The organism is Bacillus bruguierae, from assembly GCF_037104725.1.
Taxonomy (GTDB): domain Bacteria; phylum Bacillota; class Bacilli; order Bacillales; family Bacillaceae_G; genus Bacillus_A; species Bacillus_A bruguierae.
Genome location: NZ_JBAWSX010000004.1, coordinates 260,823 through 284,788 on the forward strand (window position 1 = coordinate 260,823; position 23,966 = coordinate 284,788).

Annotated in this window: 18 protein-coding genes and 2 pseudogenes; 3 read left to right on the forward strand and 17 right to left on the reverse strand. The window is 36.4% G+C overall.

The window, feature by feature from the left end; translation table 11 throughout:
* Positions 1-46: 46 nt before the first annotated feature.
* From WAZ07_RS09945 to WAZ07_RS09965, 5 genes and pseudogenes are all read right to left on the reverse strand, one after another.
* A complete protein-coding gene (locus tag WAZ07_RS09945) occupies positions 47-2,044 on the reverse strand; it encodes an ABC transporter permease (protein ID WP_336472303.1) in 1,998 nt (665 codons plus the stop codon).
* Entirely contained in the window at positions 2,019-2,789 is a 771-nt protein-coding gene (locus WAZ07_RS09950; protein ID WP_336472304.1) for an ABC transporter ATP-binding protein, read from the reverse strand. Before WAZ07_RS09950 ends, WAZ07_RS09945 begins: the two co-directional genes overlap by 26 nt.
* Before the next feature lie 138 nt (positions 2,790-2,927).
* Positions 2,928-3,914, reverse strand: coding sequence for a sensor histidine kinase (locus WAZ07_RS09955; protein WP_336472305.1), 987 nt, complete (start codon positions 3,912-3,914; stop codon positions 2,928-2,930).
* Positions 3,911-4,618 carry a response regulator transcription factor gene (locus WAZ07_RS09960; RefSeq protein ID WP_336472306.1) on the reverse strand — a complete coding sequence of 236 codons (708 nt, stop codon included), beginning with the start codon at positions 4,616-4,618 and terminating at the stop codon, positions 3,911-3,913. The genes WAZ07_RS09955 and WAZ07_RS09960 overlap by 4 nt, the downstream gene beginning before the upstream one ends.
* A 56-nt stretch (positions 4,619-4,674) precedes the next feature.
* A pseudogene (locus tag WAZ07_RS09965) lies at positions 4,675-4,869 on the reverse strand (winged helix-turn-helix transcriptional regulator); the annotation flags it as partial.
* A 185-nt stretch (positions 4,870-5,054) separates the two neighbouring features.
* Between WAZ07_RS09965 and WAZ07_RS09970 the strand changes: the two are divergent.
* The gene (locus WAZ07_RS09970) at positions 5,055-6,563 is read left to right on the forward strand and encodes a class I adenylate-forming enzyme family protein (RefSeq protein WP_336472307.1); all 1,509 of its coding nucleotides are present in this window, start codon (positions 5,055-5,057) and stop codon (positions 6,561-6,563) included.
* A 363-nt stretch (positions 6,564-6,926) separates the two neighbouring features.
* On the opposite strand, the pseudogene WAZ07_RS09975 reads toward WAZ07_RS09970, so the two are convergent.
* The 8 genes and pseudogenes from WAZ07_RS09975 to WAZ07_RS10010 all read right to left on the reverse strand — a co-directional run bounded on the left by WAZ07_RS09975 (position 6,927) and on the right by WAZ07_RS10010 (position 16,361).
* Positions 6,927-8,653, reverse strand: a pseudogene (locus WAZ07_RS09975) (S8 family peptidase).
* 405 nt (positions 8,654-9,058) lie between these two features.
* Positions 9,059-10,051, reverse strand: coding sequence for a DMT family transporter (locus WAZ07_RS09980; RefSeq protein WP_336472308.1), 993 nt, complete (start codon positions 10,049-10,051; stop codon positions 9,059-9,061).
* Positions 10,038-10,697, reverse strand: a complete 660-nt coding sequence (locus WAZ07_RS09985; protein WP_336472374.1) for a GntR family transcriptional regulator — start codon at positions 10,695-10,697, stop codon at positions 10,038-10,040. The genes WAZ07_RS09980 and WAZ07_RS09985 overlap by 14 nt, the downstream gene beginning before the upstream one ends.
* 113 nt (positions 10,698-10,810) lie before the next feature.
* Positions 10,811-12,493, reverse strand: a complete 1,683-nt coding sequence (locus tag WAZ07_RS09990; protein WP_336472309.1) for a glycerol-3-phosphate dehydrogenase/oxidase — start codon at positions 12,491-12,493, stop codon at positions 10,811-10,813.
* Positions 12,494-12,625: 132 nt separating this feature from the next.
* On the reverse strand, positions 12,626-14,116 hold the full coding sequence (glpK, locus tag WAZ07_RS09995; RefSeq protein WP_336472310.1) for a glycerol kinase GlpK: 1,491 nt from the start codon (positions 14,114-14,116) through the stop codon (positions 12,626-12,628).
* Positions 14,117-14,129: 13 nt separating this feature from the next.
* Complete coding sequence (locus WAZ07_RS10000) at positions 14,130-14,951, reverse strand: MIP/aquaporin family protein (RefSeq protein WP_090919327.1); 822 nt, start codon at positions 14,949-14,951, stop codon at positions 14,130-14,132.
* Between the two features lie 205 nt (positions 14,952-15,156).
* Positions 15,157-15,717, reverse strand: coding sequence for a glycerol-3-phosphate responsive antiterminator (locus WAZ07_RS10005; protein WP_336472311.1), 561 nt, complete (start codon positions 15,715-15,717; stop codon positions 15,157-15,159).
* A gap of 215 nt (positions 15,718-15,932) precedes the next feature.
* Positions 15,933-16,361 (reverse strand): VOC family protein, encoded by a 429-nt coding sequence (locus tag WAZ07_RS10010; protein ID WP_090919322.1) that lies wholly within the window; start codon positions 16,359-16,361, stop codon positions 15,933-15,935.
* Positions 16,362-16,690: 329 nt separating this feature from the next.
* Here WAZ07_RS10010 and WAZ07_RS10015 point away from each other — a divergent pair, with 329 nt between their 5' ends.
* Complete coding sequence (locus tag WAZ07_RS10015) at positions 16,691-17,071, forward strand: hypothetical protein (RefSeq protein ID WP_336472312.1); 381 nt, start codon at positions 16,691-16,693, stop codon at positions 17,069-17,071.
* Positions 17,072-17,198: 127 nt separating this feature from the next.
* Positions 17,199-17,624: a VOC family protein gene (locus tag WAZ07_RS10020; protein ID WP_336472313.1), complete on the forward strand. Its 426-nt coding sequence runs from the start codon at positions 17,199-17,201 to the stop codon at positions 17,622-17,624.
* 333 nt (positions 17,625-17,957) lie between these two features.
* On the opposite strand, the gene WAZ07_RS10025 is transcribed toward WAZ07_RS10020, so the two are convergent.
* The 4 genes from WAZ07_RS10025 to yhaM form a co-directional block, all read right to left on the reverse strand.
* Positions 17,958-19,592 carry an FAD-dependent oxidoreductase gene (locus WAZ07_RS10025; RefSeq protein ID WP_336472314.1) on the reverse strand — a complete coding sequence of 545 codons (1,635 nt, stop codon included), beginning with the start codon at positions 19,590-19,592 and terminating at the stop codon, positions 17,958-17,960.
* A 320-nt stretch (positions 19,593-19,912) separates the two neighbouring features.
* On the reverse strand, positions 19,913-20,113 hold the full coding sequence (locus WAZ07_RS10030; RefSeq protein ID WP_090919309.1) for a sporulation YhaL family protein: 201 nt from the start codon (positions 20,111-20,113) through the stop codon (positions 19,913-19,915).
* Between the two features lie 96 nt (positions 20,114-20,209).
* Positions 20,210-22,546: an immune inhibitor A domain-containing protein gene (locus WAZ07_RS10035; RefSeq protein ID WP_413788882.1), complete on the reverse strand. Its 2,337-nt coding sequence runs from the start codon at positions 22,544-22,546 to the stop codon at positions 20,210-20,212.
* A gap of 282 nt (positions 22,547-22,828) precedes the next feature.
* Positions 22,829-23,773: a 3'-5' exoribonuclease YhaM gene (gene yhaM / locus WAZ07_RS10040; protein ID WP_336472316.1), complete on the reverse strand. Its 945-nt coding sequence runs from the start codon at positions 23,771-23,773 to the stop codon at positions 22,829-22,831.
* Between the last annotated feature and the right edge of the window lie 193 nt (positions 23,774-23,966).

Genomic DNA, 23,966 nt, shown 5'->3' on the forward strand with positions numbered 1-23,966 from the left:
TTTAATGTAAAAACACCCTCTTATGTAAAAGGGTGTTTTTCGTGCGTTATTCACTTTTTTCTATTTGATACATTGCTTTATACAGCTGATCGATATAGTTAGAACGAATAATAAAGAAATATATAATTTGCATACATAGAAAGCTGGTTAATACGATAATCGAGCTTTTTACAACAGAAATATCTTGACCGCCATTGGAGAATTTTGCTACATATTGTACGGCAGCAAATGCAACGCTACTATGAATCATGGCAACTAAAATAGGTAAGAAAAAGAGTAGCATCATTTGTTTTGTTACAATTTTCTTTAGTTCATTTTTACTTAATCCTATTTTACCAATCATACTGTATTGTTGGTGATCTCGATCAAAATCTGTGAATAAGCGGAAGTATAAAAAGCTAGTCGCAAAGATAAAAAATACGATGCCTACTAATACTGTCATTATAGATAGAAGGCCGTTTTGTTGTTTCATCTCAATCCAATTAAAGCTTAAGGAAGAGAAAGAATAAGGTGTATTCACGTCATTAGAGTTAGGTTTTATGATTTTCAAGAGCGTTTTTGAAACATCTAGCGTTTTTTGCCAATCTTTTATAATAAATCCGTATTCAGTTACTTCTGGACGGACCATGTACTCTTCTGATAATTTTTGGCTTATCACCTGATTATAGATGGAATCATTTACAACGATCTTAGAATCATAGTACCCTTTTAATTCTTGAACTTCCGCACGTTTTATAATTTGAAGTGTAACTTTTACATTACCGTGATTTAATTCAATGTTTTTCTCCGCTGCTAATTTTGCAAATTCTTGAGGTTTTAAGCCCTTTGGTAGTATGACTAAACTGTCAGTTTCATGTTGTAATGTTTCTGTTTTGTATCCAAATTTTTTGGCGTACTCATTATAGTCTGTTAATTTGATTAGTGTTCTACCGTTTGCGGTTGTTATAAATTTAGGTGATACGAGCGTATATTGAAAATGAGCATCATCTAGCTGTTGTTTTATTTCGGAAATATGTTGTTTTTCCAATGGATTACCAGCATAAGATTCATATTGAAAGGCATAGGGGCTCATTCTCTCTCCCCAACCTGCATTTGCCATTGCAGCACATATGCCAATCGCAGTAAAAGCTACAGCAGAAATGATAGCTACAATAAAAAATGTTTTTGCATTATCGCGTAACCGATAGATTAACTCTGAAATTGTGAGCAAATTTGTTTTCTTAAAAAATGTATGCTCGTTCTTTTTCAAGGCATGCATAACATAAACACTTAATTGTGTAAATAAAAAGTATGTGCCGATAACGACAAGAACGACACCTCCTCCAATTAACATCAGTAACTGATTAGAGGTCATGTAATCTTTTCCAACAGATAGATGAAATACAGCAGCATAACCAACAGAAATCGAAATAATCGATAATAAAGCTAGCCAAATAGATGCTTTTGGCTCTGGCTTTGGTTTTTCTTCTGCTTTTAATAATTCCACGAGTTCATTCACTTTCACCATTCTTGACGTGAAAAGTGAAATGAGAAGAAATAACACAAAAAAGGAGATGCCAGTTAATCCCATTGCTTTCGTTGGAACGTAGAATGATAACCCATTGTTAATCGCTAAAATAGAAGCGCTAATTAACAGTATTAATTTAGAAAAAATAAGACCAATTCCGATCCCTGTAACAATAGAAAAGAAGCCAATCAGCATATTTTCCATGAAAATGAGCTTATTGAGTTGTCGATGGGACATTCCGTGAATCATTAAGATCCCAAATTCTTTTTTTCGCGTTTTTAAAAATGCGCTAACAGAATATAGAATAAAGAAGAACGAAAAGAAAAACGTTAAATATTGAGATACTTGAAAGCCTATTTTTCCAAGCGTATTCATCGTTGTACTAATACTTGTCAGTTCTCCTTGTAAATTAGGATGAAACGAAATGAGTCCATACGTGAAAAAAATCATAACTGCAAATGTACTGCTAAAAAAGTGACCCATATAAATTCGTTTATTACGCATTACGTTATTAAACGCGAATTGTTGAAAAGTCATGAGCATTTCCTCCAAGTAATGATAGTACATTCATGATTTTTTGATAAAATGCTTCACGGCTATCTCCGCAATAGATTTCATTATAAAACTTACCATCTTTAATAAAAATGACACGGTCACAATAGCTGGCAGCCATTGCATCGTGTGTGACAAGCATCATTGTTGCTTCCTCTTCCTTATTCAGCTGCAATAATAGTTCCATTACATCTCGTGCAGCTTTTGAATCTAAGTTTCCTGTAGGTTCATCCGCAAGCACTAATTTTGGGTTATGAATAAGAGCACGTGCGATAGCTGTTCGTTGTGCTTGTCCACCGGAAATTTCAAACGTACGTTTATTTAAAATGTGTGTAATATCTAATTTCTCTGCGATAGCTGCCACTCGTGTATTCATATCTTCTAGGCTCGTTCCATTCAACGTCAAAGGTAAAACAATATTTTCTTTTACTGTTAATGTGTTAAGAAGATTAAAGGATTGAAAGATAAATCCTAATTCACGACGACGAAATAATGCTAAGTTATCTTGTGATAATTTATATGGATTCTCTCCATTAATAAGCACTTCACCAGATGTTGGAGAATCAATAGTTGAAATCATATTTAACAACGTTGTTTTCCCACTTCCTGATGGGCCCATAATGCCAACAAATTCCCCCTTCTGAATTGTTAAATCAATATTAGAAAGCGCATCATACGACACTTTTCCTGTATAAGTTTTACTAAGATCACAAATTTTTAAAATCTCCATGTTTTCTCTCCTTCCAAACTGCTTTTCTGTTGTTCAGTGTAATCTAATTTTATTGTTCCTCATATTGAATCATCTTTCATTTGTCTTACAAAAGTGTAAGATTTCTAAAAAAAAGATGAATGGGATTCCATTCATCAGCTACCGAGAAGCAGTTGGAAAAATAATCTGCACAGTTGTGCCTTTTCCTACTTCAGATTGTAATTTAATTGTATGACCTAATTTTTCAACAACTTCTTTTGCCAGGTATAATCCCATACCTGTAGATTCTTTATATGACCTTCCGTTTTTTCCCGTATAGAACGGACGGAAAACGCGCGGCAAATCAGACTTGGGAATACCGATTCCGCGGTCTTGGATTTGTAAGATAGTACCTCTTTCTTCTGTGAAGACAGAAATCGTAATTTTTTCTCGATTTCCAGATGAATATTTAATCGCATTAGATAATATTTGATTTAGGATAAAGCGTAGCCATTTGGCATCGGTCTCTACTATAAGATTGGATTCAACCTTTATTTCTGGGTATACATAATTTCGTAAAAAAGAACGTTTATTTTCATGAATCACTTCATTTACTAATTCTCGTAACGTAACTTTCTCTACATAAAAGTCTTGTTCAAATATTTCAAGACGTGCCATATTAAGTACCATTTCAAGCCCTTGTCTCATTCGATCCGTTTCTTCAGCTATGCTTTCAAACCGTTCATCATCAGCGTCTTGTGTAATAAGTTCAATGACAGAAAGAGGAGTTTTCATTTGATGAACCCATTGGTTCATAAAAGTGAGATGTTCTTGTTTTTTCTTCTCCCATAATTTTAATTGATTGTGATAATAAAGATATTGTGCATGCAATACGTTATTCACTGCGACAGATAAAGGAGTAGAATCGGCTTTTTGGATTGATTCATTTAATGTTTTAGGGAGGTTAGATAACCTGACATACAAGTTACGGTGAGTAAAGTAACGATATAGCAAATAGCCAATTAATAAGACCAATCCTAAGAACACGGCATACAGTGCGGTTAGCCAATGATTGTAGCCGTCATACCAATAGACAAGTAAAACAGTAAACAATTGTACAACTGTATACAATATAAGCGGGATGTGATCACGGAAAAATAATTTCATTTTAATGCCTCGTCATCCCATGTAATATGTAACCTGTATCCAGCTCCTCGAACTGTTTCCAGTGCATCTTGAATTCCTAATTCTGTTAGCTTTTTGCGCATGCGTGTTATGTTCACACTTAATGTATTATCATCAACATATGTATAATCATCCCAAATCTTATCTAAGATTGCTTCACGGCTGACAACGCGTGGATAACGTTGTAATAAAATTTCTAATAAGATTGCCTCTTTTTTTGTAAGAGAAACCATCTTTCCCTTTAATGTTAGTTCCAATCTTTCTGGATATAAAATTAACCCCGCCTGTTCTACTGTGCGTTCTTCTACCTTCGGGGCATAATCACCATATGCACGGCGAAGCTGACTACGAATTTTTGCTATTATAACCTCATAATGAAAAGGTTTTGTAATATAATCATCTGCACCGTACTCTAGAGCCATGACTTGATCCATTTCTCCACTGCGAGCAGAGATGAAAATAATAGGACATGTGGAGATCGCACGGATTTGCCGGCACCAATAGTAACCATCAAAGCTTGGTAAATTTACATCTAATAATACTAAATGTGGCTGAAGCTCTTGAAACGTATTTAAAATAGTATCAAAATCAGTTATGATGGTTCCTTGATACCCATATTTTTTAATGTGGGACTGAAGTAACTCAGCAATTTTTCGATCATCCTCTACAATCATAATATGGTGCATATAAATAATCTCCTCATTCTTTTCCTTAGTATAATTATATAATTTTTGAAGCTCTATTATTTCAATTTATCGTTTAAAATACAATCCTCTAAAACAGCAAATTTATCTCCATATACTTTCGTGATATGTTTTTCTCCCCAAGTACATAAAGAATCTAACATGTCTTGTAAACTCCATCCGTACTCACTTAGTTCATATTCTACTTGTAGAGGGACTTGATTGTAAACAATGCAATTGATAACACCATCTTCTTATAGGATTCCCGCTTCACATTCATCAACTTAAGAAATTAGTGTTCCCCAAAACGAAAAAATCTTATATATTAATCCACCAGGTAAAGGGATATTGTTTAATTAAATTCACCAAATTTATTTTTCAACAAATTAATAGTTAATATAGTAAAATTAAATTCTAAAAATAAAAAGGGGTGTTTTTCTTGCGTACAATGCAACAATTATTACAAAAACGAGCAACACAATCACCAAATATTGAAGCACTTGTTGGTGGAGGGGAAAGATATTCATTTAAAAAATATAACGAACGAGTAAATCAGCTTGCACATTACTTGTTAAACAGTGGTGTACAAAAAGGCGATCGTATCGGGGTTTTATGTAAAAATAATCATATGTTTCCAACAATTATGATGGCAAGCTTAAAAATCGGTGCCGTACTAATACCTTTTAATCATCAGCTTACTGTTTATGAATTAGAAACGATTGCAAAAGAAGCGAAGCTAAAAGTATTATTTTATGATCCTGAATTTAACGAAATTTTATCTAAAATTGAAGCAGTAAAAGAAATTCAACATGTACTAGAAACTGGAGAAAGAATAGAAGTATCAAATTCATTTGAATTACGATTACAAGGCCAGTCGAAAACAGAACCAATGGTAGAAGTTCATGAAGATGACGATGCGATCTTCTTATTTACTTCTGGAACAACTGGAAATGCGAAAGCATGTGTCATTGGTCATAGAAATTTACATTATTATTTTACAGAAATTGCAGGCCAAAGGGAGATTCCAGTAGGCGAACGTTTTCTTTCCGTACATCCGCTTTTTCATATGAGTGGTGTACTTTCTATATTAAATTGTATTTATCACGGTATTACGATGATTTTTCTATCTGATTCACATCCTAGTCTCATTTGGGGTACAATTGAAAAAGAGAAGATTACAACTATGCTTGCGTTTCCAGCTGTATACAGTTATATGCTTGATGAATTTCATAAAAAAGAACGGAATATTTCTTCTTTCAAAGCAGCGCAAAGTGGTGGAACAAAAGTATCTGCAAGTCTTATACAAAAGTATGCAGAAAAAGGAATATTCATGGTACAAGCATATGGAAGTACAGAAAGTTGGGTCGTAAGTTCATGGCGACCAGATATGGGAAAAGAAAAAATTTCTTCTGTAGGAAAACCTATTAAACATGTGGAAGTCAAGATTATTCATCCAGAGACAGGAGAAGAATTACCTGCGAATGCAGTTGGAGAGATTATTGTAAAAAGCCCATATATGTTTAAAGGTTATTGGAATAACGAAAAGGCAACAAGAAAAGTAGTAAAGAATAACTGGTTTTACATGGGTGATGCGGGGATGCTAGATGAAGACGGATTTTTATATATAATGGGAAGATACAAAGATGTTATTGTACATGGTGGTGATAATGTATATCCAGATCAAGTAGAAGAAGTCATTCATAAAATAAGTGGTGTGTTAGAAGTTGCAGTAGTTGGAATTCCAGATGATTTTTGGGGAGAAATTCCAAGAGCTTATATCATAAAAGACATTCACACATCATTAACAGAAGAAAATGTTATTCAGCACTGTAAACTACAATTAGCGAGCTATAAAATCCCAGAAGTAATATTCGTTAAGGAATTACCCAAAAATGCTTTAGGAAAGGTATTAAAAAGAGAATTAAAGAGCAGTGCCCTAATAAAGTGAAACTTTAATCAGTGGGGGTTTTCTTCATCCCCCACTGATTATCAGCCCTCACCAATCGGGCGCATGCCAGCAGTTTATCTCCCACCTAACTTCTTAAAAAAAGTGGAAGTGGCTCGTTCAGAATGTGAGGGGGATGGAGCTTCTGACGTAGAGGGTTTTTTTACCTCGTAGGAAGAAGCGAAGCCACCGAACATTCTAGCCACTGGAGCTGGACAATGCTTTCGCTGAATTTTGAGGTGGAAGTATTACTGTCCAAGAATAGCGGGATAAAAAACTGTACCCCAATTGTTAGACATAACTAATAATTGGGGTACAGTTCATTTTAGAAATTCCTTTTGTTTCATTTATGCATATGCCTAAAATCTATTTTACGTTTAATGAATACAATCCATTGTTATTTTCATATTTATAGACATACAAATAATATTTCCCTGATTTCGCGTTGTATTTTTCTTTAATGCTATTAGACTCATTTTGCCCATATGCTACAAAGTTTTGTAGATCGGATTCGTGATAAAGCTTAACGGATTTACTTGTATATGTTGGTTATTTGGCTCTTGTCCTCGCTAGCGTTTTGAAGCTGAATTTTCTCCATTTGGTTGAAATCCTAATTTTAACAATATAGCTTTTAAATCTGGTAAAACACCAATTTTATCGACAGATGGATTTTTAGATTGTGTTCCTGTGTTTGTGTTACTTAAGATGTCTCTTAACTCACTTGGTTTATAGGGTTGACCCAAATGTTCCTTAGCAATACTTTGTATGGAAGTGGCTGCCCCAGCAATAATTGGTGAAGCGCTAGATGTACCATTAAAGTTAGACTTATATAAATTTGTAAGAGCTCTACTTGGTTCCGCAGAAGTTGTATCTACATTTTCACCCCAACCATATACATCAATTCGACTTCCATAATTTGAAAACCGTAAACGTTCATGAGGGACGGTTGATGAACCAGCTCCGACCATGATTGCACCTGAATCTTTGAAATCTTTGCTATTACGATTTAAGACTTGTTTTCCATCTTTATCTTTAAATTCATCTAAATCAATCGAACCATTTGATCCAGCCTCTATAATTACGATCCCTTTATCCACTCCAGTACGAATGGCATCAAATACCTCTGGTCGCACTTCAACTGGTAAATATTTATTACCATATCCAGGATAAGATGCTTGTGCCTCTAATAATAAAACATCACCAGCGTTTAAATTATTAACAGCGCTTAATATGGCATCTGCTGTGTTATACTGACCATTATCCCTTATTTGAGAGATTACCTTTACTGTAGCTTTTGGTGTAATGCCAATATTACCTATATTATTATCTTGCGCTGAAACAATTCCTAATACTGAAGTCCCATGAGCAACGTGCTGATCTAAATTTCGCCCAGACATAAGTTTAATATTTTGATTTATTAAATCCTCATGATTTAATAACCATCCGTACTCCATATCTACAAATGTTATCCCTTTTCCATCGCCGCCTTTTATGCCCCATGCATAAGGTGCATTAATTCCATATGGTGCTTCTGTAAGATATCCTTGGCTTTTAACTCTAGGGTCATCAGATGGATTAAGAGATACATTCGGTATCTGTATTTCAGGCGGTGTTAATTTTTGCGGTTCGTTAATATAGACATCTTCTATTAAGGAAGATTTTTTTAGCTTTTCTAGTAATTGTTCTGCTTGTACACCCTTAGGAACTTGAAGTGTATAATAGTTTAATAAATTAGCAGATGAATGATTATCAGATGTTTTTGTATGTTCATCTAGATTTTGAATGTCTTCAGAACTTACAGATGTAAATAAGCGAGTTAATTTCAAATCCGAAAATTCTGAAAAAATACCTTCTAGTACTACATCATTTGTTTCCTGTTTTATTTGCTTTTCTATACCATCTTCATACGGTAAATTGATCTCATTTTTAAACTTTACAATGATTTGCTTTTCTTCTTTTTTTTCTACATTAGCTTCTTTTTTCTGTACTACTGAATCGTTTGAAGCAGCACTCACTATATGAGAAGTTTTTCCTAATCCCGTAAAAGCTGTAATTACTATTGTAGACATTAGCATTCCTTTTAAAATTTTCATTCATTTCCCCTCTACTTTTCCGTTTTTTAACATCTTCCTACAAAACTATCAAAATAATGATGTACAAAGCTTTATACTTAAGTAAATTATAATAAGTATCTATAAAGACTTCAATATATTTATATATGTAATATTTCATATTTTTTGTGTATATTCAATTTTCCGACACATAAGTCGCTGTTCTGCAGAATACAACATGACCGCTTCTATGCATGGCCAGATGCTCGCGCCCGTCTAAAAAGAAAGAGGATTTTATGTCGATTTTTTAATTTGTATTTATATAGAAGGAAGTGAGGGGTTTTAAGATTACATGATAAGAAATTTGTTTCAATCTACAAAAATAAAAAAGGAATAAAGAAAAACCACTATATACTCTACAACGTTATAGTGGTTTTAAAACATCATTTAGGTACCAATATCTTGATTATGTTTCATTTCACCTTTATGAGAAACATAGCTATGTGCTATCATTCCTAACATGATTATAAACATACCGCTCCAAGATAAAATAGAAGGAAATGAAGAATGTAATAAAACTAATTCTCCGATAACAGCAAAAAGTACTTCCATAGATTGTGTTGCTTCCACAGTAGCTAGTTTTTGCATATCTCCTCTTACCATATCAGTTGCTTTGAAAAATAAAATGGTTGCAATTACCCCTGAACAAATAGCAACTAAGATAGATTGCATCGTTTGCTCCTTACTAGGTGCTCCTGTTGTAAAAAATCCATACAAAGATAGTAAAAACCAAAATGGTAAGCTAGCTAATGTCATGCCAAGTACACGTTGATAAGCATCCAGACGGTCTCCACAAACCTCCATCATCTTACGATTACCAAGTGGATAAGCAAAAGAAGCAACAATTACAGGGATAATGCCTAGCAAAATATCTTTCACAGCAAGAGATTTCGCTTGCTCCATTTGCATAAGAATAATACCAAGAAGAATAATAAGTGACATACCCATCCCTTTTATTGGTATTTCCCCTCTTTTCTTGAGAATTCCATTTGGTGTTTGGATGGTTTGGATGAAAAAAGGAGCTAATAAAGATCCCGATATAATCGTAATTTGCCATGTTCCAGCAATTATCCATCCTGGTGCATGTGCAGCGGCAAAACATAATGGAGCATAAAATAAGCCAAATCCTACAAAACTCCATAAGAACCATGTTCCTGAATTTTCTTTCATTACCTGTAATAACGATCGTAGTTTCTTTTTACTTATAACAATAAGTAAAAGAAATGGAACCATAAAAATATACCTTAGTGAAGCACTCCATACCCAGTTACCACCTGATAATTCCATCGCTCGATTCAGTATAAATGTGAAAGCAAAAAAGAAAGCAGCACAAGTACCTAAAAAAACCGGACGCAAATTCCTCACCTCAATTTGCTTCATGAGTTAGTAATTTCCCAAGACTTAACCAGTTTTGTTCTACAAGATGGGCTGTTGTTTCTTTATCTTTATGTTTACACGCCTCTATAATTTGTTGATGCTGTTCTACTGACTTTAGGCCATTTATAGAAGCAAACTGAGAAATTTCAAGACGCTGAATCTTAGATATACTTCGTTCTAACGCACGAATAATTTCGGGGTTTCCTGCTACATCTAAAAAAACATTGTGAAATAACTCATCAGCTTCAATTGCTTTTATAGTATCCTTTTTTTCAATAGATAATCGCAAAGCCTTATTACTGAATTCTAATTCTTGAATATCGGACTCTTTTAATAGTGGAACTGCTAAGCGAGCAGCTAAAGAGTGTAAAACTGCTACCACAGTAAATGCGTGTTTCGCCTCCTCAAGATTTAATGGTGCAACGCGAGTAACCGAACCAGGAATAGATTCAACAAGTCCTTCATCCTCGAGGCGTTTCAATGCCTCTCTAACCGGAGTACGACTAATTCCGAATTCTTCTGCTAACTCTTTGTCATTTAAACGCTGCTCAGGTTGCAGTTCTAATGTAACAATTGCTTTTTTTAAAGTTAAATATACTTCATCTCTAAATGACATACGTTTAATGGGTTTAATCATATCTTTTTTCATAAAACCAATATATCGCATATTGGTTTTATATTCAATTGTAACTTTTTTAATAACATTCATATAAAATAAACCCACATCATTTCTAAACTTTTAGAAATGATGTGGGTTTTATTTTATGCCAACGCAGATGCCTGATCTTGTTGATCGACCGGAACAACTGCATCTGTTAATGCTGCGTCTAATTCAACTGTATACTTCAGCTTCTCTTCTCCGCTCCAGTTTAAAGCTTCTGCCATGTAATTGATAACAGCATCTTTCCATTTATATACCCAGTGAATGTTGAAGAATACTGCTCCCATACGGCGTACGAAGAAATCAACTGGTTTTGTTGTCATTTCGAATTCCATTGCGTATACGAGTGGAAGAAGTACGTCAAGCGGCATGTTATGACGCCCTGCCTCTCCTTTATATTCTTTCGCTAATTCGAAGAGTACATCCACGTTTGAACCGTAGAATTTTGCGAATTGCTCTGCTTGTTCTACAGTTAAACCGTATTTTTTTCCTTCTTGTGCTTTTTTCGCTATGAATGTTGGGAAGTTTTTAGAACCGCCAACATGACCGCCAGAGATTGGCATATGTTTCGTTGCACTTGCTGGGTATGAACCGTGCCCTTCTTTTTGCATTAGAGATGTTACATAGTCTACTACCATTTCTGCCATTTTGCGGTATCCTGTTAATTTTCCGCCGGCAATTGTGATTAGACCAGATTCAGAAGTCCAAATTTCATCTTTACGAGAAATTTCAGATGCGCTCTTTCCTTCTTCATAAATTAATGGACGAACACCGGCCCAGCTTGATTCAATATCCTTCTCTGTAATGTTTACGCTCGGGAACATGTAGTTAATCGCATTAATAATATATGTGCGATCTTCTGTCGTCATTTTTGGTACCGCTGCGTCTTTATCATAAAATGTATCTGTTGTCCCTACATACGTTTTACCTCCACGCGGAATCGCAAAGACCATACGTCCATCTGGCGTATCAAAGTAGATTGCTTGCCCTAATGGGAAACGCTTTTGATCAATGACAAGGTGCACACCTTTTGATAACTGTAGTACTTTCCCTTTTTTCGAATTATCTTTTTCACGAAGTGAATCGACCCAAGGACCTGATGCGTTGACAATCTTTTTACCGTACACTTCATATACGTTTCCGTCTAATAAGTCGACTACACGTACGCCGCATACTTTTCCATCTTTATATAAGAAGCCGTCTACCTTTGCATAGTTGACTGCTTTTGCGCCATGTTTGATTGCTTCTTTCATCACTTCAATTGTTAAACGTGCATCATCTGTACGATATTCTACGTAGTAACCGCCGCCTTGTAATCCTTCTTGTTTCACGAGCGGCTCTCTCTTCATCGTTTCTTCGCGGCTAAACATTTTTCTGCGCTCGCTTTTCTTAACGCCTGCTAAAAAGTCATATACACGAAGTCCGATTGATGTACTAAATGCGCCGAACGTACCGCCTTTATGGAATGGAAGCAGCATCCACTCAGGTGTTGTTACGTGAGGGCCGTTCTCATATACAATGGCACGTTCTTTCCCAACTTCAGCTACCATTTTCACTTCAAACTGTTTTAAATAACGTAAACCACCGTGAACAAGCTTTGTAGAACGACTTGATGTACCTGCAGCAAAGTCTTGCATTTCAAACACAACTGTTGATAATCCGCGTTTTGCTCCGTCAAATGCGATCCCTGCTCCTGTGATTCCTCCGCCGATGACAATAACATCTAATTCTTGTTTATTTACTTCATTTAAAACATTTTGACGCTGTTGACTTGAAAATTTCATGGTAATTCCTCCCTTTTATTACGAAAAAAGAGACCACAAACATCACCATAGAATCACTTCTATAGCGTGTTGTGGTCTCTCCAAATCTCCTACCGAATTATTAACTTATCATCATTGTAACACTGTTTATAATTATTTAAAAGCTTTTGTTGCTTCAATTGCTTTTTTCCAGCCAGCATATAGCTCTTCACTTGTACCCGCTTCCATTGCTGGTGTAAAGCTCTTATCCATATTCCACTGCGCTGCGATTTCTTCTTGATCTTTCCAATATCCAACCGCAAGACCAGCTAAATATGCTGCTCCTAAAGCTGTTGTTTCATTTACTTCTGGACGCTCTACTGGCACGCCTAAAATATCACCTTGGAACTGCATTAAGAAATTATTTTTCACTGCGCCGCCATCTACGCGTAATGTTTTTAACTCAATGCCAGAATCCGCTTCCATTGCACATAATACATCTTTTGTTTGATATGCTAACGATTCAAGCGTTGCACGGACAAAATGCTCTTTCGTCGTACCGCGTGTTAAACCAAATACTGCTCCGCGTACTTCACTATCCCAGTACGGTGTTCCGAGTCCAACAAATGCAGGTACAACATATACGCCGTCAGTTGACTCAACGCGCGTTGCATATGCTTCACTATCACTTGCATCTTGGAACATACGCAGTCCATCACGCAGCCACTGAATTGCAGATCCTGCTACGAAGATACTACCTTCTAATGCGTATTCAACTTTTCCATTTAAGCCCCATGCGATTGTTGTTAATAGACCATGCTCAGATGCTACTGCTTTTTCACCTGTGTTCATTAACATAAAGCAGCCTGTTCCGTATGTATTTTTCGCCATACCTTCACCGAAGCAAGCTTGGCCGAATAGTGCTGCTTGTTGGTCACCCGCAATACCTGCAATCGGTACATTTTGATTGAAGAAATGGTAATCAACTGTATGACCATATACTTCAGAAGATGGACGTACTTCTGGAAGCATGCTTGCTGGTACTGTTAACATGTCAAGAAGCTCTTCGTCCCATTTTAACTCATGGATGTTATACATTAATGTACGAGATGCATTCGAATAATCTGTTACGTGAACCTTGCCGCCAGATAATTTCCATACAAGCCATGTATCAATTGTTCCGAATAATAACTCGCCGCGCTCCGCTTTCTCTCTTGCACCTTCTACGTTATCTAAAATCCATTTTACTTTCGTCCCAGAGAAGTATGCATCAATTAAAAGACCTGTTTTTTCACGAACCATGTCGCCATAGCCTTTTTCTTTTAACTCTTCACAAATTTCCGCTGTTTGACGAGATTGCCATACGATTGCATTGTATACAGGTTTGCCAGTCTCTTTTTCCCATACAACTGTTGTTTCACGTTGGTTTGTAATACCGATACTAGCGATTTGCTCCGGTTTTACCTCTGCTTCACTTAAACAAGTTGCAATAACCGCTAAAATAGATCCCCAAATTTCTTGCGGGCTATGCTCAACCCAACCTGGCTTAGGAAAATGCTGCGTGAACTCTTTTTGCGCAACATGTACAATTTTACCTTCTTTATTAAAAAGAATCGCACGTGAACTTGTTGTTCCTTGGTCTAATGAAAGAATAAATTTTTCCATGTTTATTTCCCCCTTATGCTACTTTTCTACTATTTGTATTTTTCCCGCTCTGTTTGCTTGCCATATAAGAGATTGCTAGAACAATCACTGTTGCAATTGCTACATAGATAAGTGCTGAGTTTTGCTTTCCTTCAAATACAACTTGATGGAATAATCCCGCTAATGATCCGCCTAAAATTGGTCCTACTACTGGAATCCATGCATATTTCCAGTTCGATCCGCCTTTTCCTGGGATCGGAAGAAGGAAGTGTGCAATACGAGGTCCTAAGTCACGTGCTGGATTGATTGCGTAACCAGTTGTCCCTCCTAATGATAAACCAATACTTACAATTAAGAAACCTACAATAAACGGATTTAAACCATCTGCAAACTTATTTGCTCCAATTGCTAAAATACCAAATACTAGAATAAAAGTCCCAATCATTTCACTTAAAAGGTTTGCAAATGTGTTTGGAATTGCTGGTCCTGTTGCAAATACGCCTAATTTTGTGCCTGCATCTTCTGTTTCTTTCCAATGTGGTAAGTAATGTAAGTATACAATACATGCCCCAATCATTGCCCCAATCATTTGTGCTGCGATATAACTTGGTACGTCGCTCCAAGGAAATGCTCCTTTAAACGCAAGTCCAATTGTTACTGCTGGATTTAAATGCGCTCCGCTAATCGATCCAACTGCATAAGCAGCTACCGAAACCGCTAAGCCCCATCCCATCGTAATAACGATCCATCCTGAATTTTGTGCAAATGATTTCTTCAAACTAACACCAGCACAAACGCCGCCGCCAAGAATGATTAGTAATGCTGTCCCTATTAACTCCCCTAAAAATGGTGACATATAACCCCTCCATAATCAAATTAAAGCGCTTTCAGTGAAAGAGAAAAATTAAATTTTCAAAAGAAAAAATCCACAAATACAAGCTTCTATAAAATCATAGAAACAATGAAATGTGGATCTCTTCTTTTCTCCGTCACGTTTATTAACTTATCTATAATGTTAAACCCATTTGAAAGCGGTGTCAATTAGTTTTTTCACATTTTTGTCACTTTCTATGAAAATGTTTCCATAGCTCTTTTTTCGACGTGGTAATCGCTGTTGCACCAGCTGCTAGAGCCCTTTCCACATCATCCACAGTACGAATAAATCCGCCTGCCAAAATAGATAATCCAGTTCGCTCTTTCATTTCCGCAATTACGTCCGTTAAAGCCCCTGGAAGCACTTCAATGTAATCTGGCTTTGTCTTTTCTAAAAGGGCACAACTCTTTTCCATTGCACTAGAATCAATTAAGAAAACCCGTTGAATCGCAACGACACCTTTTTGCTTCGCTTTCATAATCACACTAGACTTTGTAGATAACACACCGTACGGACGAAACTCTTGGCATACATATTCCGTTGCATACGCATCACTTTGCAAGCCATGAATTAAATCCACATGTAAAAAGACTTTTTTACAATACTGCTTTGCTAATGCCACAACACTTTTCAACTGACCAACATGAATATCTAAAATTACAATATATTCATATGAACTATGTAACAGCTTCTCTAAATCTTTTATTTGCCGAACCGCTGGTAATATTTTTTGTTCATGAAATTCCATTTGAAAATCCCCTTTTTCGTATCTTCCTATTTCTTATAGTACACCAATTAGGGAAAAAGAAAAGATGGTACCTTTGTTCCAGCTGGGCTCGATGATTGTTGTGTTGAATATCGTCGAATGATCTTTAAATCGTGTCGAATCGTCGATATCGGTGAACAAGAAAAAACGGGACTGACCCTAAAGATAGGTCAGTCCCGTTTTTTCCTAGCAATGACTTACATATTAGCACCTAGCGTTGAAACTTGCCACTCTACTCCGAACTTATCTTTCACTTGGCCATATAATGGACTCCAGAACGTTTCTTGAAGCGGCATTACTACTTGGCCACCGTCTTGTAACTTTTCAAACACTTCTTTTGATTTTTCTGCATTTTCTATGCGAATAGCGATAGTCACTTGTGATCCAACTTGGTGTGGCTGGCCTGGGAATGTGTCAGAGATCATCAAATCCGTATTACCAATTTTCAAATGCGCATGTAACACACGGTCTTTCGCCTCAGCAGGAACCTTGAATTCCGGATTTTCAGGCATGTCTCCAAACGTTTGAAGGCTTACAACTTTTGCATCCAATGCGCTTTCATAGAATTTAACAGCCTCTTGTCCATTACCATTCGTCACTACATACGGGTTAATACCTAAAATCATCACAAGCACCTCTTTCTAAAATGTTTAACATATGTAACCGCATAACAGAACATACGTTTCTATTATTTTATCATATATTACATGTTTGTGAAACTATTTTACTTCGCTCGTGCAATGAAAAAAATCGACATCTTTTTTTCAAAATACGTTTTGGAACTGAAAAATAAGCACTTTTAAGGATATTAGTACCATAAATGAACGTTTTTAGTACTCATACCATAGACTCCTCCTTATGCATAAATTTACAACATCCTTTAGCTTACACATGAAACTGTTCTAAAGGTGGAAATGCCTGAAATATAAATAGAATGAAAAGGAGTGAGATAATAATGGAAGTAAGCACCTTTTTAGGACTGTTTTGGGGATGGATGATAGTTATCGTATCAGGAATGCTTTTCGTACGTCCATCGGTACTACGTGAGCTGAAAAAATTAGTAGTCGAGGACAGAGGATATGGGATTATGTATGGCCTTCTATCTATTTTTTTAGGGTTAGGCACTGTTATCCTTCATAATGTATGGGCACTCAACGGGCAAGGATTCATCACAATCATTGCATGGCTCGCTCTATTAAAGGGCATTTACGTAATTGCATATCCTGAACCTTCCAAGAAAACCGACTTCGAAGTACGGATACTATCTACGCGTATAGCACTCGCTATCGTTGGTGCTTTGGCTTTATGGATGCTTGTAGTAATCTATATGAAATAATCTGTAATTCGAAATAACAACAAGTCTCAGTAGATTCGTTAAGATCAAGATAGTCACCAGAAAAATATGCTTAACGTTGTAAATCCGCATTTTCCTGACACTCCCACATTTAAAAGGAGATGAGTAGATGAAATTAAATCACTTAAATTTATGTGTGAATGATTTATCGGCAGCGAGAGATTTCTTTGAAACATTTTTTGATTTTCAATTTTTAGAACAGAAAGGAAAAGCTCTTGTAGTCATGAGTGATAATGATGGATTTATTCTTGTATTAAGTGATCCAAAAGCGTTTAAAGGTGGAAAAGATGCGATATACCCAGAAGCTTTTCATATTGGTTTCTTAGTAGAAGAACCAAATGAAGTTAATCAAGTATATAATCGCTTAATAGAGGGAGGTATTGAAATAGATAAAGAACCTTATAAGATAAGAGGTAATAGTTATGGCTTCTACTTTACGGTATTTGATGGATTGTGGATTGAGGTTTCTTGTCTTGACTATAAAGACGGGAAAAGAATTTCAAAACTTAATGCTACGAAAGATTCTAAACGTTAATAAACTATCGGATGCTTTATATACATGTAACATTTTTTATGTAAAAAAAGGCTCTCTAAATTTAAAGAGCCTTTACTATATATATCCATTTTAATTTTCCGACATCTTTGTCTAGCTCTGCCTCCTTAGCCATCAGGCTTAAACAGTCGGCTCCGCTTTTCTTTATAAATTGCTGTTATGCAAAATACAACATGACTGCTTCTATGCATGGCAAGATGCTCTCGTCCTCACCTAAAAAAGGGGTTTTTATGTCGTTTTTTTAACTTGTACATATATAGTTAATTCGTATTATATTTCTTTATTGTAATAGTAGTTCAATATTATGCCTCAAAATTATTTCTCATTTAAAGATGAATTGCCTAATAAGCAGTTCATCACCTCTTCAAGCACCAAGTCAGGGGCTAACACGCCTCCTTCTGTACGCCATCCAATACATCCATCTGGTCTTACGAGTACGGCCCCTTCAGGATTTGTTCCATATAACTTCCCAAAGATGTTGTCCTGATCAACAAAATCTCCTTTTGGACAAACTCGGTACACATGAATGCTCGTTCCTAAATGAGTAGCAACAGTATGCGCCGCAGTTGACCAAGAGTTATGTTCTGAACCAGTAAATAACACAAAGCTTCTCCCCAGTAAATCAAGTATGGAAATACGCTTTCCTTGATAAGTACCCCACATGTGCGGAGCGCGTGTTCCTGGCCTTCCGCCAAGCTCTAAAAGATCCATTCTATGCGGAGTTGTATCTTGATCTATAATTGCTGTCGAACAGTATTTGTACCCTGCAGTAACAGCTAGACTATCCATGTTATTCAAATTATCTTCTTGTTTATTCATAGCACGGAGCAATATACTGCTTGCGTAATCCGTGGTTAATTGTACAACAGGATGCCTCTCCTCATGGTAGGTTTCCAGTAATTTCGGATTCGCCTCATCATGTATAACAGCAGCTAATTTCCAAGCTAAATTGTGAGCATCCTGAATACCTGTATTTGAACCGAATCCTCCCGTAGGCGGCATAAGATGAGCAGCATCACCAACTAAAAAAACACGATTATCTTGAAAACGGACTGCTGTACTCTCTGTCGCTTCCCACGGTGAAATGCTTAATATTTTCACATTAAGATTTGATCTCCCGATGGCTTTTCGAACAATTTTCTGGCAACGCTCTGCAGAAAAATCTTCAGGTGTTTCTCCTTTTAAAGGATTATAGGCAACATGATAAATCCACCGATCGCTATTATTAACTGGAAGAAGTGCACCTGAAACTTCAGGGCGTAAAATCATAGAGAAAATAAAGGCATCTCCTTGTATGAGATCGCTCAAATCCGCTTCAAAGTAAATGTTTATATAATGACCTCCGATATTACCACGACCAGTAGTTGGAATACCTGCATGTTTACGTATAGAGCTTTTGGCCCCATCTGCTGCAATTAAATAATCACTGTGAATAATTTGTTCTTTTTTCGTTTCACGATCTCGTACAATAGCAGTTACTCCTATATTATCCTGCTTGTAAGAAACAAGTTCATGATGAAACCACAGCTTCCCTCCTAACCTCCGGGCCTCTTGCAGCAACATCGGTTCTAAATCAATTTGATAACACGATGTTCTCTTTGACGGGCTAATCTTTTTAATGATTGCGGCCATACTTTTATCACTTTCGTACTGAGCTATTCTAGTCCTTTTTAACTCTTCAGGGTCTGCTTCAGCCATTGTATTTACAGTAATCCTTCCACGGCAGTTCTCTAGTAACTTTCCAGCGGCGCGAATGTTTTTTTCTAAACCTAATTCTCGGAATAATTCCATCGTACGAAAAGTAATTCCCCCTGCCTTCGGATGAATCGCAGTCGTAGCATGCTTTTCAATAAGTAAATAATCAACTTTATGATGCGCAAGAAATAATGCAGAGGTTAGCCCTGTCAAACCTCCTCCAATAATTAAAACTGGAACATGATTAGATTTCATTTATATGCTCCTTTCATATAGCACCTACATAAATTTCGCTGAGCTCAGTAGCCTAAATATAATAAGAAAATTTCGAAAAATGTAGACTTATTTTTTATAATTATTTATCATATAGATAGAGTACGCCCCAAAATACATTAAGATATGTAGAACAAGAGTCCTTCAAATTGGATATTCAAGAAGAAAAGCTAAAATATCTTATTTTGATTAAAATAAGATATTTTAGCTTTTCTTTTTTATAAACCATTCAACTTTATTTCAAAGCATCACAACGAAAAAAGGATGGTAACCATTCGGCTACGCATCCTCTTTTATAAGTATTAAAGCAAAACGGAATCCTCATCCTTATCCAGATGACGTCGCTCCCGTTCTTCTGCAAGGCGTTTCATATACACTTCGCCTTCTTTTTCAATAAACTCATTATCAATTTCTTGCTCTTTTTTGGACGTATATAAGACCATATAACCGCTCACAACAATTCCAATAATAACAAGATAAATCCACCATGGTAAAGTTTCCATTCTAGTTCCTTCCTTTCATCAGACAAGCTTTGTTAGTTTCACTGTATGAAAGGAAGGAAGATTTTATGACTCTTTTATTTTGAAGAAACTTTCACCTTAGCGATGAATCCAAACTGCTCCTGCTGACTTATCATCAGCTTGACCTACTACTTCAAATTTCAGTCCAAGATTTGGAACTTTTCGTCCTGCATCTGGAATTAAGTTGTTCATATATACTTTAGAGTCATCAAATTTAGCCACGCCTGGTAATCCTTTATAATCAAATACTCCGCGTGATGGCGAATTTATTTTCCACGCTGGTGTTTGATCAAACGAGAACGCAGCATCTGCAATTTGATAACGCGTACTACTTTTCACAGTCGGCTGACCATTTAATGTTCCTACAATTGCGTCTGGATGAGAATCTACTACCCCAAGGAATCCTTCGCCTGGATGTACACCAACCCAGTTATCTGTAAAGCTTTGGTCTGCATACCATACAACAAGCCCTGTATTGTAAACTGGGCCGCGTCCGTATTGCAGTGCTTCATCAGAACCAGCATAGTTTCTCCACTCTAAATAGTAGTTATGTTTCTTATATTCAATTCCATTAGAAACAGTAAAGCCTTTTAATCCAAAGCTTGCTTGCCCCTCTGCATCATCAGAGAAAACAACTTTATTATCTACAGTTAAAGTCGCATTATCAAGCGCAAATCCTCTGTAAGCTACAGCAACATCTGTTAAATATTCAAATTGTAGTTTTACTTTCTTACCTTTGAATGGGCTTAAATCATAAGATTTATCAATCCACTTATCATTTGTTGTATCCACACCATTCTTGATGTCTTTGTCACCCATTCTATCAAGCTTTGTTTTCGTTCCATCTTCTGTAATCGCATATACATCAACGAAATCATACGCTGCTTCTAGTTCATAGAATGCTTTGTAATCAAATTTCGCAGTCGTTGTATTTGTTAAATCGAATAATGGCGTCTCTAATGTTGTATGAATATCATTTCCTTTTGTACTATAATAAAATTTCTTTCCAAAACCAGGTTCAATGTTTTTCACTTCTTTATCAGGTAAATTTACACGAATCATTCCTGGACGTTTTGACTTTGTAACACTTTGGTCTAAATACGTTGCCGATCCGATACCACGAAGTTTATCATAGTCTACGTCAACAATGTTTGCCCAGTTACCCTTCATATTTTTTTGGAAGAACTCTTTATTTTGCGGAGAGAAACTTGTCGGTTCTGTTCCAGCAATTCTTCCAGCCCAGCTGCCGCCGCTCATAATAGACCAAGCTTCAACTGGTTCACCTTGTCCAGAATACTTTGTATCGTACTCATCCGGTAAACCTAAGTCATGACCAAATTCATGAGCAAATACACCAACTGCACCGTCTTCAGGCTCGATTGTGTAATCATATGCAGCCATCTTTCCGCCCCAGTTTGGAACAGATGCTTTCGTTCCATCAATTGCATAAGGTTTTGCACCAAGTTTTGAACGGTGAGACCAAATTGCATCATCCTTCAATTTTCCACCGCCAGCTTCTTGGCCAACTCCAGCGTGAACAACCATTAAATGATCAATAATTCCATCTGGTTCATTTTTATTACCGTTACCGTTGTAATCATATTGATCAAATTGATCAAAATCAGCTAAATTCATTCCTTTTGCTACTGCTGCTTTTAACGCGTCTTTTACTAAATCACGTGGTCCTAGAGGTCCTTTATTATCATGACCAGTGCCAGCATCAGCGCCGTAATCTGCAGCTTTACCTGAAACAGTCAACCATTCCGTTACAGTACCATCGACTGTATAGCTGCCGCCAGATTGCTCTTCATAATATTGCTTAAATGTTTTAATTTTCGTGTCATTGAATAACGTAAATGGCTCATCACCAAATAACATGTTTTGATAATGCTCACGATTAAAATCATTCGCAAACATATATCCTGGTTCTTGAGCAATATTGTTATGTTTAAAATCATTAAACTCTACAAGTAACACAAGAACTTTATCTTTACGAACAGCACCGTTATACTGCGCTTGCTTAGCTGAAGACGTTGGCACTTTACCATTTAACTTTCCAGCATTAAATCCGGGTGCTTGTCCATTTGTTGCACCATTCTCAGTTTGATGCTGCTGCTCTTTCTCTTTCATTTTTGAATCTTTTACTTTTTTCATAAAGTCAGTAGCTTCTTGAGTAAGGCTGTCTTCTGGCGTTGTTTCCTTTCCAGGATTTTCGCCATTCTTCTTCTCTATATATTTTTCTACAGCCTTTGAAGTTTCTGCTTGTGATGCAGATGGATCAATAACTCCGCGTTGTTTCAACGCATTTGCCAAGCGTTCTTCCGGTATTAAATGCTCATCTATGAAGCTAGACGGCGCTGGTGATGATTCTGCATACGCAGCATGACCACCGAAAGCAAACATAGAACTAAGCATAGCCCCTGTTGCCAACACTGAAAAAGTTTGTAATTTTCTGTTCTTTTTCAACGTAGTCCCTCCCTATTATGTATAAGTTACCGACTCTTTTTGTCGATATTTATATATTATTATCGATTGGTGTAATTTTCAATATTTTTGTAATATATCGAAAATTGGATGTGTATTATTTTATTAGAATAATTTTTTCTGCAGTAAAACGGATTATTTTTTGTTCTATTTCACACTTCAATAATCAAAAAAAAGATTCTACCATAGCAGTAGAATCTTTTTTCAATCTTTTTAGTTATGAAACGTCGGTTTATAAAACGAACGATTATCAAGCGCAAAAACACGCTCTGTATATTCACCTGGTTTCGTGCGGCTCAGTGCACGGTCCATCATATTCATCTTCGCATCTAAGTTATCAATATAATGTAGAATTTCTGCTTCTCTTACAAGCGGCGGCTTCGGACTGCCCCACTCTGCTTTGCCGTGATGTGATAAGACGATGTGCTGAAGAATCAATATTTCTTCTGTTTCAATTTTTAGTTCGTCTGCTGCTTTGCCAATCTCATTTACCATGATGGAGATGTGGCCAAGTAAATTTCCTTCTAACGTATATGTTGTGGAAATTGGGCCTGATAATTCAATGACTTTACCGAGGTCGTGTAAAATCACGCCTGCATACAATAAGTCTTTATCAAGAGACGGATATAGCGCTGCAATTGCTTTTGCTAAGTCAAGCATCGACACAACGTGATATGCCAGTCCTGAAACAAACTCATGATGATTTTTCGTTGCAGCTGGGTAATCTAAAAATTCTCCTTGATACTTATTCAGCAAATGTCTCGTAATGCGCTGAATATTAGGGTTACGCATTTCAAATATGTATTGTGTAATTCTCTCAACCATATCTTCTTTTTTAAGCGGTGCTTTTTCCACAAAATCAGAGATATCATTTACTTCACCTGGATTTGCCACACGAATTTGTTTGACGCGAAGTTGAATGCGGCCTTTATAATTTTGAATATCTCCCGCTACTTTCACAATTGTTTCTGCTACATATTGCTGCTCTACTTCAGGTGACACATCCCATAGCTTCGCTTCAATATCTCCGCTTTGATCTTGCAAAATGACCGTTAAGAATGGTTTCCCGTTACTTGCAATCCCTTTTGCTGCCGATTTAATCATTAAATATAACTCGACTTGCTCACCAACTTCATACTGTGCAATTTTCTTTTTCATATATTTTCCTCCACCGTCATCGATATAGTTAGTATAGCATATATAAATCCATTTTGATTTCTCAACATATAAATCCCTGTTATGCAAGGTAAAAAGTAACTTGCACTCGTTTTCTATCTTTATTTTAGCATTGCACGTGGCAGAAAAAAGCCCTGACCGCTTCTCTGCATGGCCAGATGCTCTCGTCCACGTA

What these genes read in the sequence shown, in the direction of transcription:
- WAZ07_RS09990 (WP_336472309.1), bottom strand. Translation starts at nt 12,493, where the DNA reads ATGAAATTTTCAAGTCAACAGCGTCAAAATGTTTTAAATGAAGTAAAT.
- WAZ07_RS10010 (WP_090919322.1), bottom strand. Translation starts at nt 16,361, where the DNA reads ATGATTTTAGGTATTAACCCGTATGTAGTGACGAATGGTAATGGACAA.
- WAZ07_RS09960 (WP_336472306.1), bottom strand. Translation starts at nt 4,618, where the DNA reads ATGCACCATATTATGATTGTAGAGGATGATCGAAAAATTGCTGAGTTA.
- WAZ07_RS09985 (WP_336472374.1), bottom strand. Translation starts at nt 10,697, where the DNA reads ATGAAAAAAGATATGATTAAACCCATTAAACGTATGTCATTTAGAGAT.
- WAZ07_RS10000 (WP_090919327.1), bottom strand. Translation starts at nt 14,951, where the DNA reads ATGTCACCATTTTTAGGGGAGTTAATAGGGACAGCATTACTAATCATT.
- yhaM (WP_336472316.1), bottom strand. Translation starts at nt 23,773, where the DNA reads ATGAAAAAGAAAATTGCACAGTATGAAGTTGGTGAGCAAGTCGAGTTA.
- WAZ07_RS09945 (WP_336472303.1), bottom strand. Translation starts at nt 2,044, where the DNA reads ATGACTTTTCAACAATTCGCGTTTAATAACGTAATGCGTAATAAACGA.
- WAZ07_RS09950 (WP_336472304.1), bottom strand. Translation starts at nt 2,789, where the DNA reads ATGGAGATTTTAAAAATTTGTGATCTTAGTAAAACTTATACAGGAAAA.
- WAZ07_RS10005 (WP_336472311.1), bottom strand. Translation starts at nt 15,717, where the DNA reads ATGGAATTTCATGAACAAAAAATATTACCAGCGGTTCGGCAAATAAAA.
- WAZ07_RS10020 (WP_336472313.1), top strand. Translation starts at nt 17,199, where the DNA reads ATGAAATTAAATCACTTAAATTTATGTGTGAATGATTTATCGGCAGCG.
- WAZ07_RS09980 (WP_336472308.1), bottom strand. Translation starts at nt 10,051, where the DNA reads ATGAAGCAAATTGAGGTGAGGAATTTGCGTCCGGTTTTTTTAGGTACT.
- WAZ07_RS10035 (WP_413788882.1), bottom strand. Translation starts at nt 22,546, where the DNA reads ATGCTTAGTTCTATGTTTGCTTTCGGTGGTCATGCTGCGTATGCAGAA.
- WAZ07_RS09955 (WP_336472305.1), bottom strand. Translation starts at nt 3,914, where the DNA reads ATGAAATTATTTTTCCGTGATCACATCCCGCTTATATTGTATACAGTT.
- WAZ07_RS10015 (WP_336472312.1), top strand. Translation starts at nt 16,691, where the DNA reads ATGGAAGTAAGCACCTTTTTAGGACTGTTTTGGGGATGGATGATAGTT.
- WAZ07_RS10030 (WP_090919309.1), bottom strand. Translation starts at nt 20,113, where the DNA reads ATGGAAACTTTACCATGGTGGATTTATCTTGTTATTATTGGAATTGTT.
- glpK (WP_336472310.1), bottom strand. Translation starts at nt 14,116, where the DNA reads ATGGAAAAATTTATTCTTTCATTAGACCAAGGAACAACAAGTTCACGT.
- WAZ07_RS10025 (WP_336472314.1), bottom strand. Translation starts at nt 19,592, where the DNA reads ATGAAATCTAATCATGTTCCAGTTTTAATTATTGGAGGAGGTTTGACA.